This window comes from Lysinibacillus sp. fls2-241-R2A-57, from assembly GCF_030209535.1.
Lineage (GTDB): Bacteria > Bacillota > Bacilli > Bacillales_A > Planococcaceae > Lysinibacillus.
In genome coordinates, this window is sequence record NZ_JARVRU010000055.1 from 23,907 (window position 1) to 39,089 (window position 15,183).

Sequence of the window (15,183 nt, forward strand, 5' to 3'; positions counted from 1 at the left end):
TCCAATCGTAACACAGCACTTTCATAAAGCAAAGTGCACCCCGCTTTATTTTTCCCACAATGACTAAAGGAGGAAATATGATAATGCACGAAACTAATTTAAGTGAAAAAAATGCCTTCTGTCGCTTTGCCATGGGTACAAGTATGACGGCATTTGGTATCGCTAAAGTCTCAAGAAATCCTAATTGTACGACAGGTCGATTGATGATTGCATTAGGTGCCATGAAAATGGCTGAGGGCATCTTTAAATATTGCCCAACTAAAGCCTTAATGGGCTGTACAATGCATAGCGCTATGAACAACAACAGCAACACCAGCAATAACAGCAATAATAGCAATAATAGCTCTATGCAAAGTATGCTCAGTGGCCAAAATTCTATGTCATCTGAACAAATCAATAAACTCATGAAGGATTTCTCCTCTGCTATAACTGGAAATACGTCAGAATCAACTGCAACTGCTTCAAAGCAATCTGACTCCACTTCTGCTCAAACTTCCTCAGACAGTAAAAATTCTACAAGTAAAGCACAAAATCCTTCTTAGTCAAAGGAGCCGTCTCAACTGTATTTTTGAGACGGCTCTTTCCCTTATAATTCATACGTTTGAAAACAATAAGAAGTTTCACAGCATGATTAAATATTTAATTTAGGTGCGCATTTTCATAAGCCCATGACCATAGTGTAGGGTTGATTTCCGTTCCGACTGGGCGCTTTGCCGCTGTCGCACAGATAAAACATTTGCCGCTGACGCTTCGCTTTCGCACAGAAAACATCCGCTTCGCTGCAGGGTCTCATCTGTAACACTAATCCCCAAGGAGTCGCTCAGCCTCCACTACAATCAACTAAAAAGGGCACCTATAAACAACTTATATTTCCGAAGTCGACACGTCTACTACTTAAACGTACGCCAGCCAATATCTTTACGGTAGAAGAAATTGTTCCAATCTTCAGTTGCAATACCTGCGTATACTTTTTCTTGCGCTTCCTTTAAAGTTGAGGCTTTTGCTCCAACTAATAATACTCGACCGCCATTACCGACAAAATTTCCATCAACAAGTTTTGTACCTGCATGGAATACTGCATGTGAAGCTGATAGAGCCTCTAAGTTAGGTAATGTATTGCCTTTTTCAACGTCCCCTGGATAGCCTTCTGCAGCAATAACTACTCCAAGCATTGCTTCTTCAGACCATTGCAGATCAAATGGCTTTTCATCCATTAATGCCATCATAAATTCACCAAAGTCAGATGCCATACGTGGTAAAACTACTTGTGTTTCTGGATCTCCAAAGCGTGCATTAAACTCAATCACCTTTGGGCCATTTTTCGTTAAAATCAATCCTGCATATAGTATCCCTGTAAACGATACATCATCTGCCTCCATACCTTTCACGGTTGGTTCAACAATCGTCTTATACGCAACATCTACTACTTCTTGTGAGATTTGAGGTACCGGTGAATAAGCTCCCATACCACCTGTGTTTGGACCTTTATCACCATCATAAGCACGTTTATGGTCTTGAGCAATCACCATTGGATAAATCTGACCTTTATGGACAAATGACATAAAGGAGAATTCTTCCCCGTCCAAAAATTCTTCAATGACAACACGAGAAGAGGACTCACCAAAACGTTGGTTACCAATCATATCCTCTACAGCTTCAATTGCTTCATCTTCCGTCATTGCTACAACTACACCTTTACCAGCTGCCAAACCGTCTGCCTTGATAACGATCGGTGCACCTTGCTCTTTAATATAGGCTATAGCCTTATCTGCTTCAGTGAACGTTTCATGGGCTGCTGTTGGGATATGATATTTATTCATAATATCCTTAGCGTATGATTTACTGCTTTCGATTTGTGCTGCTGCCTTTGTTGGACCAAATACTCGTAAGCCACGACTATTAAAGAAATCCACGATTCCTTCAGCAAGTGGTTGCTCTGGCCCAACAAAAGTTAAATCTACTGCATTTTCTTTCGCAAATTGTGCTAGACCTGCAAAATCCATTGTATCAATAGCAACGATTTCTGCATCGCCTCTCATACCATCATTACCAGGCGCTACAAATACTTTATCGACAGATGGTGAAATACTAAATTGTTTGGCGATAGCATGCTCACGACCGCCGCTTCCAATTACTAATACGTTCATTTTAGGGAATCCTCCTATTTGTAAGTAAGACCGAGATGAACCAACATCTCGGTCTTAGTGTTTAACATGTTCTAATTAGTGTTTGAAATGACGTACGCCAGTGAATACCATTGCAATACCGTACTCATTTGCTTTATCGATTGAATCCTGATCTTTAATAGAGCCGCCTGGTTGAATAATTGCTGTAATGCCTGCCGCTGCCGCTGCTTCTACTGTATCGCTCATAGGGAAGAATGCATCTGATGCAAGTGCTGCACCTTTAGCTTTTTCACCCGCTTGCTCAAACGCAATTTTAGCCGCTCCAACTCGGTTCATTTGACCAGCACCAACACCTAAAGTCATTTGAGAATCTGTCACAACGATTGCATTAGATTTAACGTGCTTCACAACTGCCCAGCCAAGTTGTAATGCTTCCCATTCTTGTGCTGTCGGTTCACGGTCTGTCACTACTTTAATATCTGCATTGGCAAATCCGTAGCGATCTGGTTCTTGTACAAGAAGACCACCCTCTACTGAAACAACATTAAATTGATCTTGTTTCGCTTGCTCAAAAGGAATTGTTAATAAGCGAATATTTTTCTTCTTCATTAAAATATCAAGTGCTTCCTGAGAGAAGGATGTTGCAATAATAATTTCTAAAAAGATATGGCTTAATTTTTCAGCAGTTGCTGCATCTACTTCCATATTTAAAGCAATAATGCCACCGAAAATAGACGTTGGATCTGCTTCGTATGCTTTATCAAACGCTTCTTCTAATGTTGTACCTGTACCAACACCACAAGGGTTCATATGCTTTACAGCTACTGCTGCAGGCATTTCAAACTCTTTTACAATTTGCAATGCTGCATTCCCGTCTTGAATATTGTTGTATGATAACTCTTTACCATGTAGTTGCGTTGCATAAGCTAATGAGAATTCAGAGCCAAGACGTTTTTGATAGAAAGCGGCTTTTTGATGAGGATTTTCTCCATAGCGTAAGTTCTGTTTTAATTCATATGTCATCGTTAAGCTCTCAGGGAACTCTTCTTCTGTTAAGTAGTTTGATATATATGAATCATACGCAGCTGTGTGACGGAAAACTTTTGCAGCTAGCTTACGACGTGTTTCAATTGTCGTTGTACCATTAGCTTTAAGTTCCTCTAATACGTTCGCATAGTCATTGCTATCCACAATTACCGTTACATATTGATGGTTTTTTGCTGCAGAACGTAACATTGTTGGACCACCGATATCAATATTTTCAATCGCATCATCCCACGTTACATTAGGCTTTGAAATTGTTTCAACGAACGGGTAAAGATTGACACAAACAATCTCAATTGGCTCAATTCCATGCTCATTCATTTGTGCTTGATGAGACGCATCGTCAAACTTTCCTAATAGTCCACCGTGAATCATTGGATTTAACGTTTTTACACGACCATCTAAAATTTCAGGGAATTTAGTTACTTCATCGACTGCTGTTACGGCAACATTATTGTCTTGTAACATTTTTTTCGTACCACCAGTTGATAAAATTTCATAACCTAATGCTACTAATTCTCTTGCAAATTCTAAAATACCATCTTTATTGGAAACACTGATTAATGCACGTTTTGTCACAACGAAATCCTCCTAATTTTTAGAATCATCACCATAACGTGTAGTTGATTTCCGTTCCGTCTGGGCGCTTTGCCGCTGACGCTTCGCTTTCGCGCAGAGCAGAGCTTCCTGGGGGCGTCCGTTGAGCCGCTTCACTCGCTTTGCTCGCTCCAGGGTCTCATCTGTGACGCTGATCCCCAAGGAGTCGCCCAGCCTCCACTCCAATCAACTTATTTACATAGTAGACGTTTTAACAAAAGTCATCCACATCTTTTGGTGATGAACCAATTTTATCGTGTTAGCCACGAATATGTCTTACTATTATTGGTCGGGCAGAGTTAGGTTTTGATTAGGCAATACCTAACTCTCTGATCAATCTATTACTTTAATAGTTGCTCTAAAGCTTTTGTATAGAGTACATGCTCTTCCCTATGAACTGCCGCTTCTGTCGCCTCACGATCACCATCAACAACAGACACTGCTGCTTGAGCAATAATAGGGCCTGTGTCCATACCTTCATCTACAAAATGCACAGTTACACCTGTTACCTTGACGCCATGTTCCATCGCTTGACCAATGGCGTCCTTACCAGGGAAAGCTGGTAATAATGAAGGATGAATATTCACAATGCGCTGTGGATATGCCGTTAGTAATACTTCACTAATTAATCGCATATAACCTGCAAGCACAATCCATTCCACATTACATTCATGAAGAGCCTCGATAATAGCAGTCTCATAATCTGCTTTTGAAGCAAACTCTTTTGGACTTAAAGCTAGCACTGGAATATTAAAGTTTTCAGCACGTGTAACTACAAATGCGCCAGGCTTATCTGTCACAACAAGTTCAACCTTTGCATTAAGTTCGCCACGTTCAATAGCCTCTTGAATGGCCTGAAAATTACTACCGCTGCCTGAAGCAAAAACGGCAATTTTAGTTGGTGCAGTCATTACACTAAGCTCCCATCATGTGAGCCATTGAATACAACACCATCGCCTTTCACAACGCGACCGATTTTATATGCTTTTTCACCATTTGCTTCTACTGTAGCAAGTACTTTATCTACTTCAGCTGCAGGTACAGCTAAAACAAAGCCAATGCCCATGTTAAAGACATTATATAAATCCTTGTCCTCTAACTGTCCTTTTTCTTTTAAAAACTCAAAAATACGTAAGACAGGCCAAGATCCTAAGTCAATCTCTGTCGCTAAACCTTCTGGCATCATACGTGGTAGGTTTTCATAAAAACCACCGCCCGTTACATGTGCACAGCCATGAACATCCGCTGCCTTTAAAGCTGCCAGCACAGGTTTCGCATATAGTTTTGTTGGCACTAACAAGGCTTCCCCGATAGGACCAAGATCCTCGTAGCCTTCAACAATCGCATCAACAGCGTAATGATTATCAGCAAAGACAATTTTTCGTACTAATGAGTAACCGTTTGAATGCACACCACTTGAAGCAATACCAACAAGCACGTCACCTTCTACTATTTTCTCACCTGTTACGATTGCTGATTTTTCACAAGCTCCTACTGCAAAACCAGCTAAATCATATTCATCCTCTTCGTAAAGACCAGGCATCTCTGCAGTTTCACCACCGATTAATGCCGCACCAGATTGCACACAGCCATCCGCAACGCCTTTAACAATTTGTTCAATTTTCGCTGGCTCTGCCTTTCCAAGAGCTACATAGTCTAAAAAGTAAAGGGGTTCAGCACCTTGCGCTACAATATCATTGACACACATCGCTACACAGTCCACACCAATCGTGTCATGCTTGTCCACCATAAATGCTAGCTTTAGCTTTGTCCCAACACCATCTGTACCTGAAATAAGAACAGGTTCCTTAAGATTTAGTTCTGACAAGTCAAACATACCACCAAAGCCACCAAACGTGCCCATCACACCTAGACGGTTTGTACGTTCAACGTGAGACTTCATTCGTTTTACGGCTTCATAGCCCGCTTCAATATTTACACCTGCTTGTTCATATGCTTTTGACACGCAGAGTTCCTCCTTATCATCCAAATCGCCTTGGCATAGTTAGATGTTTTTCTTAACGTAATAGTTCTTTTTCATGTGGTAAGATTGTATCTGGGAAAATTTCCGTTGGATATTTGCCTGTAAAACAAGCAAGGCATAGTCCACGGTTTTCATCTTCATATGGTCTTGCAATCGTTTCTACCATGCCTTCAACTGAAAGGAATGTTAATGAATCGGCTCCTATAGCGTCACGGATTTCCTCTACATTGTGGCTTGATGCAATCAGTTCCTCATGCGTCGAAGTATCGATGCCATAATAGCAAGGATCTGTCATTGGTGGTGAGGAAATCACAACATGTACTTCTGCCGCACCAGCATCTTTTAACATTTTTACAATACGTCGTGAAGTTGTACCGCGAACAATTGAATCGTCCACCATCACTACTCGTTTCCCTTTGACGACTTGAACAACTGGAGAAAGCTTCATTTTCACACCGCGTTCACGTAATTCCTGTGTTGGTTGGATAAACGTACGACCTACATAACGATTTTTAATAAGACCAAGCTCATATGGAATACCGCTTTCCTCTGCAAAGCCGATTGCTGCAGAGATACTTGAATCAGGTACACCTGTTACAACATCCGCTTCAATGTGTGCACATTCACGAGCAAGCTGTTTTCCCATACGTTTACGTGCCATATGGACGTTAATACCATCAATATCAGAATCAGGACGTGCTAAATACACGTACTCCATCGCGCACATTGCACGTTTATTCATATCTGCAAAACGATCAGATTTGACACCCTCGTCATTAATAATTAATAACTCACCTGGTTCAACAGAGCGAACAAATTCTGCACCTATTAAATCGAATGCACAAGTTTCAGAGGCCACAACCCAGCCATCTCCTAGCTTTCCAAGAGATAAGGGACGTAAACCATGTGGATCACGTGCAACAAGCATTTCATCTTTAGTCATAATTAAGACCGAATACGCCCCCTTTAATAATGAAAGGGCATTTTTCACCTTTGCACGGAATGGTGAATGCGAGCTTTTCTTAATAAGATGCGCTAGCACTTCTGTATCGGAGCTAGAATGAAAAATACTACCTTGACGCTCTAAATACTGTTTTAAGTGCGTTGCATTGACTAAGTTACCGTTATGAGCAATTGAAAGGCTACCAGTTGAGGAGTGGAATAGTAACGGCTGTACATTTTCAATACCGCCTCCACCTGCAGTCGTATAACGAACGTGAGCAATTGCTGCTTTTCCATTAACTGCCTTTAATTTCTCTTCGTTGAAAACATCGTTCACTAATCCTTCGCCTTTCACCGCGCGAAGATGCTGACCGTCAGAAACGACGATCCCTGCGCCTTCTTGGCCACGGTGTTGAAGAGCATGAAGCCCGTAATAACTAAGGTGCGCTGGATTTGAGTTGCCCCAAATACCAAACACCCCACATTCTTCGTTTAAGCCTCTGAGTTCAGCAAGCATGGGATTGCTCCTTTCCAATTAGAACGGAATTCCTCCACTGTACCTTCTACAAGCACACCGTTGTCACCGTTGATTTTAACAAGCGCATCGTTTGTTACGACACCGATTTTCTGTGCATCTTTTACAATTTCTACAAACGCAGCAGCATTTTCTTCTTTCACTGATACAACGAAACGAGATTGTGTTTCACTGAATAATGCCGTTGTCGCAGAGCCCGCTAATGTAATCTCAACACCTAAGCCATTGGCGCCAAATGTTGTTTCAGCAAGCGCTACTGCAAGACCACCTTCTGCTACATCATGTGCAGATTGTACGATTCCTGTTTTAATCGCTTTAAGCAATGCTTGTTGACGTGCAGCTTCAACTTCTAAGTCAATAGCTGGTGCTTTCCCTGAAATAACCCCATTATTCACTAGTTTTTGAAGCTCAGAACCGCCAAATTCAGTTTTTGTATCGCCGATCACAAATACTACATCGCCAGCAGCTTTTACTTCTTGAGTTGTCACATGTGCTAAATCTTCAATTAGTCCAACCATACCGATTGTTGGTGTTGGGTAAACAGCTTCACCAGAACGTTCGTTATAAAGAGATACGTTACCACCGATTACAGGTGCATTCAGTGCCGTACAAGCTGCTGAAATACCATCAGCTGATTTTTCAATTTGCCAGAAGATTTCTGGTTTCTCAGGATTACCGAAGTTTAAGCAGTCAGTAATCGCTAATGGTGTACCACCAGTTGCTACAATATTACGAGCAGCCTCTGCTACCGCAATGGCACCGCCTACCTCTGGATCTAGGAAAATATAACGAGAATTACAGTCTGTAGTCATCGCTAAACCTTTGTTTGTACCACGAACGCGGATAACTGCTGCATCAGAGCCTGGTGCAACGACTGTTGATGTACGTACTTGATAATCATATTGATCGTAAACCCACTCTTTAGAAGCGATTGTTGGTGCTTTTAAAAGTGCGTTTAATGTTTCTTTGTAATCTGTTACAGCTGGTTCAGCGTTTTCTATCGCCTGGAACTCACCATAGTAAGCAGGCTCTGCAGATGGCTTATGATAAACTGGTGCATCTTCTGCAAGTGCATCAGCAGGTACTTCCGCTACAACTTCACCATTGTGTAATAAGCGAAGCATTTTATCATCTGTCACTCGACCAATTGCCACAGCATCTAAATCATATTTATCAAAAATCGCTTTAATTTCATCTTCGCGACCTTTTTTCACAACAAGTAGCATACGCTCCTGAGATTCAGATAGCATCATTTCATATGCAGTCATGCCTGTCTCACGTTGTGGTACTAAATCTAAGTTCATTTCTACACCAGAGCCAGCCTTAGAAGCCATTTCTGCAGATGAAGAAGTTAGACCAGCAGCACCCATATCTTGAATACCCACTAGAGCATCTGATTTTACTACTTCTAAACACGCTTCAAGTAAAAGTTTCTCCATAAACGGATCCCCTACTTGTACTGCAGGACGTTGGTTCTCTGATTCTTCTGTTAACTCCTCAGATGCGAATGTTGCTCCGTGGATACCATCACGACCTGTTTTTGCGCCAACATACATGACTGTATTTCCTACGCCAGCCGCGATTCCACGTTGAATATCTTTATGGTCAATTAAACCTACACACATTGCATTAACAAGTGGATTGCCTTCATAGCAAGGATCAAATTGAATCTCGCCACCTACAGTAGGAATACCGATACAGTTACCGTAACCTGCGATACCAGCAACTACTTCTTCGAATAAATATTTACCACGCGCCGATTTTAATTCGCCAAAGCGTAGTGAGTTCAGCATCGCAATTGGACGTGCACCCATTGAGAAAACGTCACGGATTATACCACCAACACCCGTTGCAGCACCTTGATAAGGCTCGATTGCTGATGGGTGGTTATGTGATTCCATTTTAAATACAACCGCTTGTTCGTCACCAATATCTACGATACCAGCACCTTCACCTGGACCTTGTAAAACTTGAGGACCTTTTGTAGGGAATTTACGTAACACTGGTTTTGAATTTTTGTATGAGCAGTGCTCAGACCACATTACTGAGAAAAGACCTGTCTCTGTCCAATTTGGCAGACGTCCTAAAATACCTTCTACCATTGCAAATTCTTCGTCTGACATCCCCATACCAGCGTATAGCTTTTCATCTTTAATTTGCTGTGCTGTTGGCTCAAACTTAGTTGTTGACATGATTTTCCCTCCACTGCTTCACAATTGATTTAAATACCGCTAGACCGTCTGCTCCGCCCACTAGTGCATCAACAGCTCGCTCTGGGTGAGGCATCATCCCTAATACATTGCCGCGCTCGTTTACAATCCCCGCGATATCTTCTAAAGAACCGTTTGGATTTTCACCTGAGTACGTAAACACGATTTGATTGTTGTCTTTTAACTTTTGTAAAGTTTCCTCGTCACAGTAGTAGTTACCTTCACCATGTGCGATTGGAATATTGATAACTTGACCTTGCTCATATTGGTTAGTGAATAAGGTATTGTTGTTTTCAACTTTAAGCTGGATTGTACGGCACATGAATTTTAAATTTTTGTTGCGAAGTAATGCACCAGGTAATAAACCCGCTTCCGTTAAAATTTGGAATCCATTACATACCCCTAATACTGGCTTACCAGCATCCGCTGCTTTCTTGACCTCTGCCATAATATTAGATTGGTTTGCCATCGCACCACAGCGAAGATAATCCCCGTACGAGAAGCCTCCTGGAACTAAAATGCCATCAAAGCCACTTAAATCTGTTTCTGTATGCCATACATATTCTACTTCTTCACCTAGCTCGTCTTTAATCGCATGATACATATCGATATCACAGTTTGACCCAGGGAATACGAGTACTGCGAATTTCATGATTAGTTAGCCTCCTCGACTTCGTAACGGTAGTCTTCGATTACAACGTTAGTTAAAACCTTTTCACACATTTCTTTTACTAGAGTATCAATGTCACGTTCTGTATCTTTAATTGTTAGTTCAAGATATTTACCGATACGTAAATCTTCTACTTCAGCGTAACCCATCTTTACTAAAGAACCTTGTACGGCTGAACCTTGTGGATCAAGAATGCTCTCGCGTAATGTTACGTAAATTTTAACTTTTTTCATTGTTATTTGCCTCCGAGTCTAGAAAGTATAATAGTATAAACTTCAGTTAAATTACCAAGGTCTCTACGAAAGACGTCTTTGTCTAACTTTTGCTTTGTAGTAGCATCCCAAAGTCTGCAAGTATCTGGTGATATTTCATCTGCCAGTAGTACACTTCCGTCATTGTCACGTCCGAACTCTAATTTAAAGTCAATTAACGTAACATTGACATCTGCAAATATTGGCTGCAGAACTTTGTTAACAGCTAGTGCACCGTCATAAATGGCTGCCACTTCTTCAGGAGTTGCAAGATCAAGTACATCAATATGTTCCGTTGAAATGAGTGGATCACCAAGCTCGTCGTCTTTATAATAAAACTCAACGATTGGACGTTTTAATGGTGTACCTTCCTCTAAGCCAAGGCGTTTCGCTAAACTACCTGCTGCTATATTACGAACAACAACCTCAATCGGAATAATATCTACCTGTTTTACAAGCTGTTGTGTATCAGACAATTGTTTTACGAAATGTGACGCAATTCCGTAAGCTTGTAATTTTTCGAAAATTAATGAAGTAATGCGGTTATTTAATACGCCTTTTCCTTCAATTTCTTCTTTTTTCTCACCATTAAACGCTGTTGCACTATCCTTGTACTCAACGAGTAGAACATTTGGCTCCTCTGTTGTATACAATTTTTTTGCTTTACCTTCATACAAAAGTTGACCTTTAATCATTTCGTTCTTCCCCCTGATATTATGAATTACGCGCGTATTGTTCAGAATTGAATCGTACGTATACGATTCAATTCTGTAACATCCGCTTGTGGCTTTAAATGTTAGTTAAGTCCAAGACGCTCAAAAATCATGTCTACATGCTGTAAATGGTAGTTGTAGTCAAAGCACTCATCTAGCTCTTCCTTCGTTAAATACGATGTGATTTTTTCACTCGCATCGACTAACGTACGGAACTGAACTTGCTCATCCCACGCCTGCATCGCTAGAGGTTGTACTGTATCATACGCCTCCTCACGCACTAATCCTTTATCGATAAGTGCTAATAAGATGCGTTGAGAATAAATTAGACCAAAAGTGCGACCCATATTACGTTTCATGTTTTCAGGGAATACTGTTAAGTTTTTCACAAGGTTACCGAAGCGATTTAACATATAGTTAAGTGTAATCGTTGCATCCGGTAAAATTACGCGCTCTGCAGATGAATGTGAAATATCACGCTCATGCCATAAAGCTACGTTTTCATAAGCTGTCACCATATAACCACGCATTAAACGTGACATACCAACCATATTTTCAGACCCGATTGGATTACGTTTATGCGGCATCGCTGACGAACCTTTTTGTCCTTTTGCAAAGGCTTCTTCAACTTCTCGCGTTTCAGATTTCTGCAAGCCGCGAATCTCTGTTGCAAATTTCTCTATTGATGTTGCGATTAATGCCAAAGCACCTAAATACTGCGCATGGCGATCACGTTGTAATGTTTGTGTTGAAATAGGTGATGCTGCAAGTCCTAATTGATCGCATACATATTGCTCAACTCGAGGATCGATATTGGCATATGTTCCAACTGCTCCAGACATTTTTCCTGTTTCAATTACTTTTGCTGCCGCTTCAAAGCGCTCAAGGTTACGCTTCATTTCTTCATACCATAAACCTAGTTTTAAACCGAAAGTCGTTGGCTCAGCATGAACACCATGTGTACGTCCCATCATGACTGTATGCTTATGCTCTTTCGCTTTCGCTGCTATAATATCAATGAAATTCACGATGTCTTTACGTAAAATATCATTCGCTTGTTTAATTAAGTAAGAAAGGGCTGTATCAACTACGTCCGTTGAAGTTAAACCGTAGTGCACCCATTTTCGCTCTTCACCAAGTGTTTCAGATACGGCACGAGTGAATGCTACAACATCATGACGAGTTTCTTGCTCAATCTCTAAAATACGATTTACATCAAATGAAGCATTTTCACGTATTTTAGCTACATCTTCTTTTGGAATGTCTCCTAATTCTGCCCAAGCTTCACATGCTAAAATTTCAACTTCTAGCCAAGCTTGATATTTATTTTGTTCTGTCCAAATTGCGCCCATTTCGGGTCTTGTGTAACGTTCAATCATTGCGTATCTCCTTCTATTCTGACCAAATGCCAGAACTCTCGATTTGTTGTAGTGTTTTCTCTAAGTCTTTTGTCATAATCGTTACGTGGCCCATCTTACGGTTCACCTTAGCTTCAGCTTTCCCATAAAGATGTATAGACCATTCAGGATATTTAGCAATTGAGTTACTAAGTGGCATTACATGCTGCCCTAAAACATTTACCATAATAGATGGTGCCCAAAGTTGTGGTTTACGTAGTGGCCAACCACAAATAGCGCGAATATGCTGATGGAACTGTGAAACATTACATGCTTCTATTGAATAGTGACCTGAATTATGAGGTCTTGGTGCTAATTCGTTAATTACGATTCCACCATCTTCTAATACAAACATTTCTACAGCCAGTGTCCCTACTAAATGTAAGTAATCAGCAATCTTCAAGGCTTCTCGTTCTGCAGCCAGTGCTGTTTCCTCTTTTATACGGGCCGGCACGATCGTTTCGTGTAAAATATGATGAACATGAATATTTTCTCCAACTGGCTGACAATATGATTCACCATTACCGTTTCTTTGGACAATAACTGATACCTCTTTCGCGAAAGGTACAAATCCCTCAGCAATACATTGTGAATGAGAGAAAAGGTCTTTTGCTAACGGTAGGTCTTCTACAGATTTTAAAAGCTGCTGCCCTTTGCCATCGTAACCGCCTCTTGCTGTTTTGACTATACAAGGATAACCAATCTTATCGATATTGGCTACTAATTCCTCATATGTATTTGCAACAATATAAGGTGCTACTGGACAACCTGCGTTCACAATCGCTTCCTTCTCAGTCACACGGTTTTGAGTAATGCGTACTAGCTCTGGACCCTGCGGAACGTAAGCAATTTGTGTTAAACGTTTTAAGCCTTCGTAATCGATATTTTCAAACTCATACGTTATAACGTCACTTACCTCAGCAAGCTCTTCTAAAGCTGCCTCATCATCATATGGTGCTACAATACGTATATCCGCAACCTGTCCACATGGTGAGTCCATTGATGGTTCAAGAACGGCAATTTTAAAGCCTACTTCTTTAGCAGCAAGTGCCATCATACGGCCAAGCTGTCCTCCTCCGATAATGCCTATCGTTTGCCCTGGATAAATAATCTTTGTCACACTAAGTCACCTGTGCTTTCCAATACTTGTTGCTTTGTGGCTTCACGTCTAGCATCTAGTTTATTAGCAAGCTCTACGTCTGTTGTTGATAAAATTTGCGCCGCTAGCAAGCCTGCATTAGTCGCTCCTGCTTTGCCAATCGCTACTGTTGCTACAGGTACACCGCCAGGCATTTGAACGATTGATAATAGCGAATCAAGACCGTTAAGAGCACGAGATTGCACAGGAACACCGATTACCGGTAACGTTGTTTTAGCTGCTACCATTCCAGGTAAATGCGCAGCTCCACCTGCACCCGCAATAATTACTTGAATACCTCGCTCACGTGCTAATTCTGCATACTCAAACATTAAATCAGGAGTACGATGTGCAGAAACAACCTTTTTCTCGTACGGTACTTGTAATTCATCTAAAATATCACATGCATGTTTCATTGTTTCCCAGTCACTTGAACTACCCATAATGACACCGATTTTCGGATTCATGAATTGTCGCTCCTTTTAAACGATAGAAAAATGATCAAATATTGTGCAAGCCTTTATTCCTCATATAGCTTTACTTTTATAACAAAGAAAATCCTCAAATAAACTACTCCCTACCATACACGTGAAAGCAGTTTACTTGAGGACTTATTATGAAAAGAATATGCATATGTACATATCAGTACATATCCCTTCTCGTAACACGCCAAAAGTGCTTTCCCGCATAGTCCAGCATTTACGGTGCCGGGTAGAGACACTAGAGCCAATCCTCTAGCATATATGTGGGACTTATTTGTTTTTCCTTCTCACATTTTAACAAGTGATTTCACTATCGTCAATGCAAAAATGCGAACATTTTATTTTAGCCAATTACAAATGTTCGGATTTTAGTCAAATCTACTCAAAATCTTGATAGTCCATCGCTTTGAATTGTATTTTTTGGCGTAAATACGTTGGTTCTCCATCTACTATGTGAAAAATAGGCTCTTCTTTTCTTCCCGCTGCCATATAACCATCTCGACGCATTCTTGCCAAACAATCTTCAATTGACTCGTTTTCTTCTACCTCATACCAAATTTGTTTTTTCCCCAAATCTTTCGCCCTTTCAATCTTGTATCCAATTATTTTTCCTCGTATGAGTTCCATTATACCTTGAGATTCTTCATTTAGTATGTATGATTTATTAATTCAAAGTAATTATACCTTTAAGTTCCTGATTGAGGATAAAGTAAAAGAACTGCAGGAATAAACTCTGCAGTTCTTTATTAAGGATTTTGAAATTCGAAAATCCCCAATCCATTATGTCTCGGCATAATTGCCTCAGATGTACATAGAATTCCATTTCCGAACCCGTGACATCCGCCAGAGGTTTTAGGCCAACAAATGAGTATAGCGACAGCAACAAATGTTTTTTGTGCGAAAGCGTAGCGACAACAACAGGTGTTTTTTTGTGTGAAAGCGTAGCGACAGCAACAGGTGTTTTTTTGTGTGAAAGCGTAGCGACAGCAACAGGTGTTTTTTTGTGTGAAAGCGTAGCGACAGCAACAGGTGTTTTTTTGTGTGAAAGCGTAGCGACAGCAACAGGTGTTTTTTTGTGTGAAAGCGAAGCGACA

17 protein-coding genes and 1 riboswitch are annotated in these 15,183 nt (G+C 40.8%); of the genes, 2 read left to right on the forward strand and 15 right to left on the reverse strand.

Annotation, left to right across the window (positions count from 1 at the left end):
• The first annotated feature begins 83 nt into the window (after positions 1-83).
• Positions 84-542 carry a YgaP-like transmembrane domain gene (locus tag QRN68_RS11675; RefSeq protein ID WP_285397054.1) on the forward strand — a complete coding sequence of 153 codons (459 nt, stop codon included), beginning with the start codon at positions 84-86 and terminating at the stop codon, positions 540-542.
• A gap of 102 nt (positions 543-644) precedes the next feature.
• On the opposite strand, the gene QRN68_RS11680 is transcribed toward QRN68_RS11675, so the two are convergent.
• From QRN68_RS11680 to QRN68_RS11750, 15 genes are all read right to left on the reverse strand, one after another.
• Positions 645-812, reverse strand: a complete 168-nt coding sequence (locus tag QRN68_RS11680) for a hypothetical protein (RefSeq protein ID WP_285397055.1) — start codon at positions 810-812, stop codon at positions 645-647.
• Positions 813-890: 78 nt separating this feature from the next.
• On the reverse strand, positions 891-2,147 hold the full coding sequence (gene purD, locus QRN68_RS11685) for a phosphoribosylamine--glycine ligase (protein WP_285397056.1): 1,257 nt from the start codon (positions 2,145-2,147) through the stop codon (positions 891-893).
• Positions 2,148-2,222: 75 nt separating this feature from the next.
• Positions 2,223-3,749, reverse strand: a complete 1,527-nt coding sequence (purH, locus tag QRN68_RS11690; RefSeq protein WP_285397057.1) for a bifunctional phosphoribosylaminoimidazolecarboxamide formyltransferase/IMP cyclohydrolase — start codon at positions 3,747-3,749, stop codon at positions 2,223-2,225.
• Between the two features lie 12 nt (positions 3,750-3,761).
• Positions 3,762-3,929 (reverse strand): hypothetical protein, encoded by a 168-nt coding sequence (locus QRN68_RS11695; RefSeq protein ID WP_285397058.1) that lies wholly within the window; start codon positions 3,927-3,929, stop codon positions 3,762-3,764.
• A gap of 179 nt (positions 3,930-4,108) precedes the next feature.
• Positions 4,109-4,678 carry a phosphoribosylglycinamide formyltransferase gene (gene purN, locus QRN68_RS11700; RefSeq protein WP_285397060.1) on the reverse strand — a complete coding sequence of 190 codons (570 nt, stop codon included), beginning with the start codon at positions 4,676-4,678 and terminating at the stop codon, positions 4,109-4,111.
• Positions 4,678-5,733 (reverse strand): phosphoribosylformylglycinamidine cyclo-ligase, encoded by a 1,056-nt coding sequence (gene purM / locus QRN68_RS11705; protein WP_285397061.1) that lies wholly within the window; start codon positions 5,731-5,733, stop codon positions 4,678-4,680. Before purM ends, purN begins: the two co-directional genes overlap by 1 nt.
• A 52-nt stretch (positions 5,734-5,785) precedes the next feature.
• Positions 5,786-7,210 carry an amidophosphoribosyltransferase gene (gene purF / locus QRN68_RS11710; RefSeq protein ID WP_285397062.1) on the reverse strand — a complete coding sequence of 475 codons (1,425 nt, stop codon included), beginning with the start codon at positions 7,208-7,210 and terminating at the stop codon, positions 5,786-5,788.
• On the reverse strand, positions 7,186-9,420 hold the full coding sequence (purL, locus tag QRN68_RS11715; protein ID WP_285397063.1) for a phosphoribosylformylglycinamidine synthase subunit PurL: 2,235 nt from the start codon (positions 9,418-9,420) through the stop codon (positions 7,186-7,188). The genes purF and purL overlap by 25 nt, the downstream gene beginning before the upstream one ends.
• Entirely contained in the window at positions 9,407-10,090 is a 684-nt protein-coding gene (gene purQ / locus QRN68_RS11720) for a phosphoribosylformylglycinamidine synthase subunit PurQ (RefSeq protein ID WP_285397064.1), read from the reverse strand. Before purQ ends, purL begins: the two co-directional genes overlap by 14 nt.
• Before the next feature lie 2 nt (positions 10,091-10,092).
• On the reverse strand, positions 10,093-10,341 hold the full coding sequence (gene purS, locus QRN68_RS11725; RefSeq protein WP_053482994.1) for a phosphoribosylformylglycinamidine synthase subunit PurS: 249 nt from the start codon (positions 10,339-10,341) through the stop codon (positions 10,093-10,095).
• A 2-nt stretch (positions 10,342-10,343) separates the two neighbouring features.
• Positions 10,344-11,054 carry a phosphoribosylaminoimidazolesuccinocarboxamide synthase gene (gene purC, locus QRN68_RS11730; protein ID WP_285397065.1) on the reverse strand — a complete coding sequence of 237 codons (711 nt, stop codon included), beginning with the start codon at positions 11,052-11,054 and terminating at the stop codon, positions 10,344-10,346.
• 101 nt (positions 11,055-11,155) lie between these two features.
• Positions 11,156-12,451 (reverse strand): adenylosuccinate lyase, encoded by a 1,296-nt coding sequence (gene purB / locus QRN68_RS11735; protein WP_285397066.1) that lies wholly within the window; start codon positions 12,449-12,451, stop codon positions 11,156-11,158.
• 13 nt (positions 12,452-12,464) lie between these two features.
• Positions 12,465-13,589 carry a 5-(carboxyamino)imidazole ribonucleotide synthase gene (gene purK, locus QRN68_RS11740; protein WP_285397067.1) on the reverse strand — a complete coding sequence of 375 codons (1,125 nt, stop codon included), beginning with the start codon at positions 13,587-13,589 and terminating at the stop codon, positions 12,465-12,467.
• A complete protein-coding gene (gene purE, locus QRN68_RS11745) occupies positions 13,586-14,074 on the reverse strand; it encodes a 5-(carboxyamino)imidazole ribonucleotide mutase (RefSeq protein WP_285397068.1) in 489 nt (162 codons plus the stop codon). The genes purK and purE overlap by 4 nt, the downstream gene beginning before the upstream one ends.
• Before the next feature lie 201 nt (positions 14,075-14,275).
• Positions 14,276-14,374: riboswitch (purine riboswitch) on the reverse strand.
• A 93-nt stretch (positions 14,375-14,467) separates the two neighbouring features.
• Positions 14,468-14,662 (reverse strand): NETI motif-containing protein, encoded by a 195-nt coding sequence (locus QRN68_RS11750; protein ID WP_285397069.1) that lies wholly within the window; start codon positions 14,660-14,662, stop codon positions 14,468-14,470.
• A 320-nt stretch (positions 14,663-14,982) separates the two neighbouring features.
• Here QRN68_RS11750 and QRN68_RS11755 point away from each other — a divergent pair.
• Positions 14,983-15,183 (forward strand): hypothetical protein (locus QRN68_RS11755; protein WP_285397070.1); only part of this gene is annotated, 201 nt, incomplete at its 3' end.

Bases quoted from the DNA above. Each gene is read 5' to 3' on its own strand.
- QRN68_RS11675 (WP_285397054.1), top strand. From the start codon at position 84: ATGCACGAAACTAATTTAAGTGAAAAAAATGCCTTCTGTCGCTTTGCC.
- purD (WP_285397056.1), bottom strand. From the start codon at position 2,147: ATGAACGTATTAGTAATTGGAAGCGGCGGTCGTGAGCATGCTATCGCC.
- purN (WP_285397060.1), bottom strand. From the start codon at position 4,678: ATGACTGCACCAACTAAAATTGCCGTTTTTGCTTCAGGCAGCGGTAGT.
- purF (WP_285397062.1), bottom strand. From the start codon at position 7,210: ATGCTTGCTGAACTCAGAGGCTTAAACGAAGAATGTGGGGTGTTTGGT.
- purL (WP_285397063.1), bottom strand. From the start codon at position 9,420: ATGTCAACAACTAAGTTTGAGCCAACAGCACAGCAAATTAAAGATGAA.
- purQ (WP_285397064.1), bottom strand. From the start codon at position 10,090: ATGAAATTCGCAGTACTCGTATTCCCTGGGTCAAACTGTGATATCGAT.
- purS (WP_053482994.1), bottom strand. From the start codon at position 10,341: ATGAAAAAAGTTAAAATTTACGTAACATTACGCGAGAGCATTCTTGAT.
- purC (WP_285397065.1), bottom strand. From the start codon at position 11,054: ATGATTAAAGGTCAACTTTTGTATGAAGGTAAAGCAAAAAAATTGTAT.
- purB (WP_285397066.1), bottom strand. From the start codon at position 12,451: ATGATTGAACGTTACACAAGACCCGAAATGGGCGCAATTTGGACAGAA.
- purE (WP_285397068.1), bottom strand. From the start codon at position 14,074: ATGAATCCGAAAATCGGTGTCATTATGGGTAGTTCAAGTGACTGGGAA.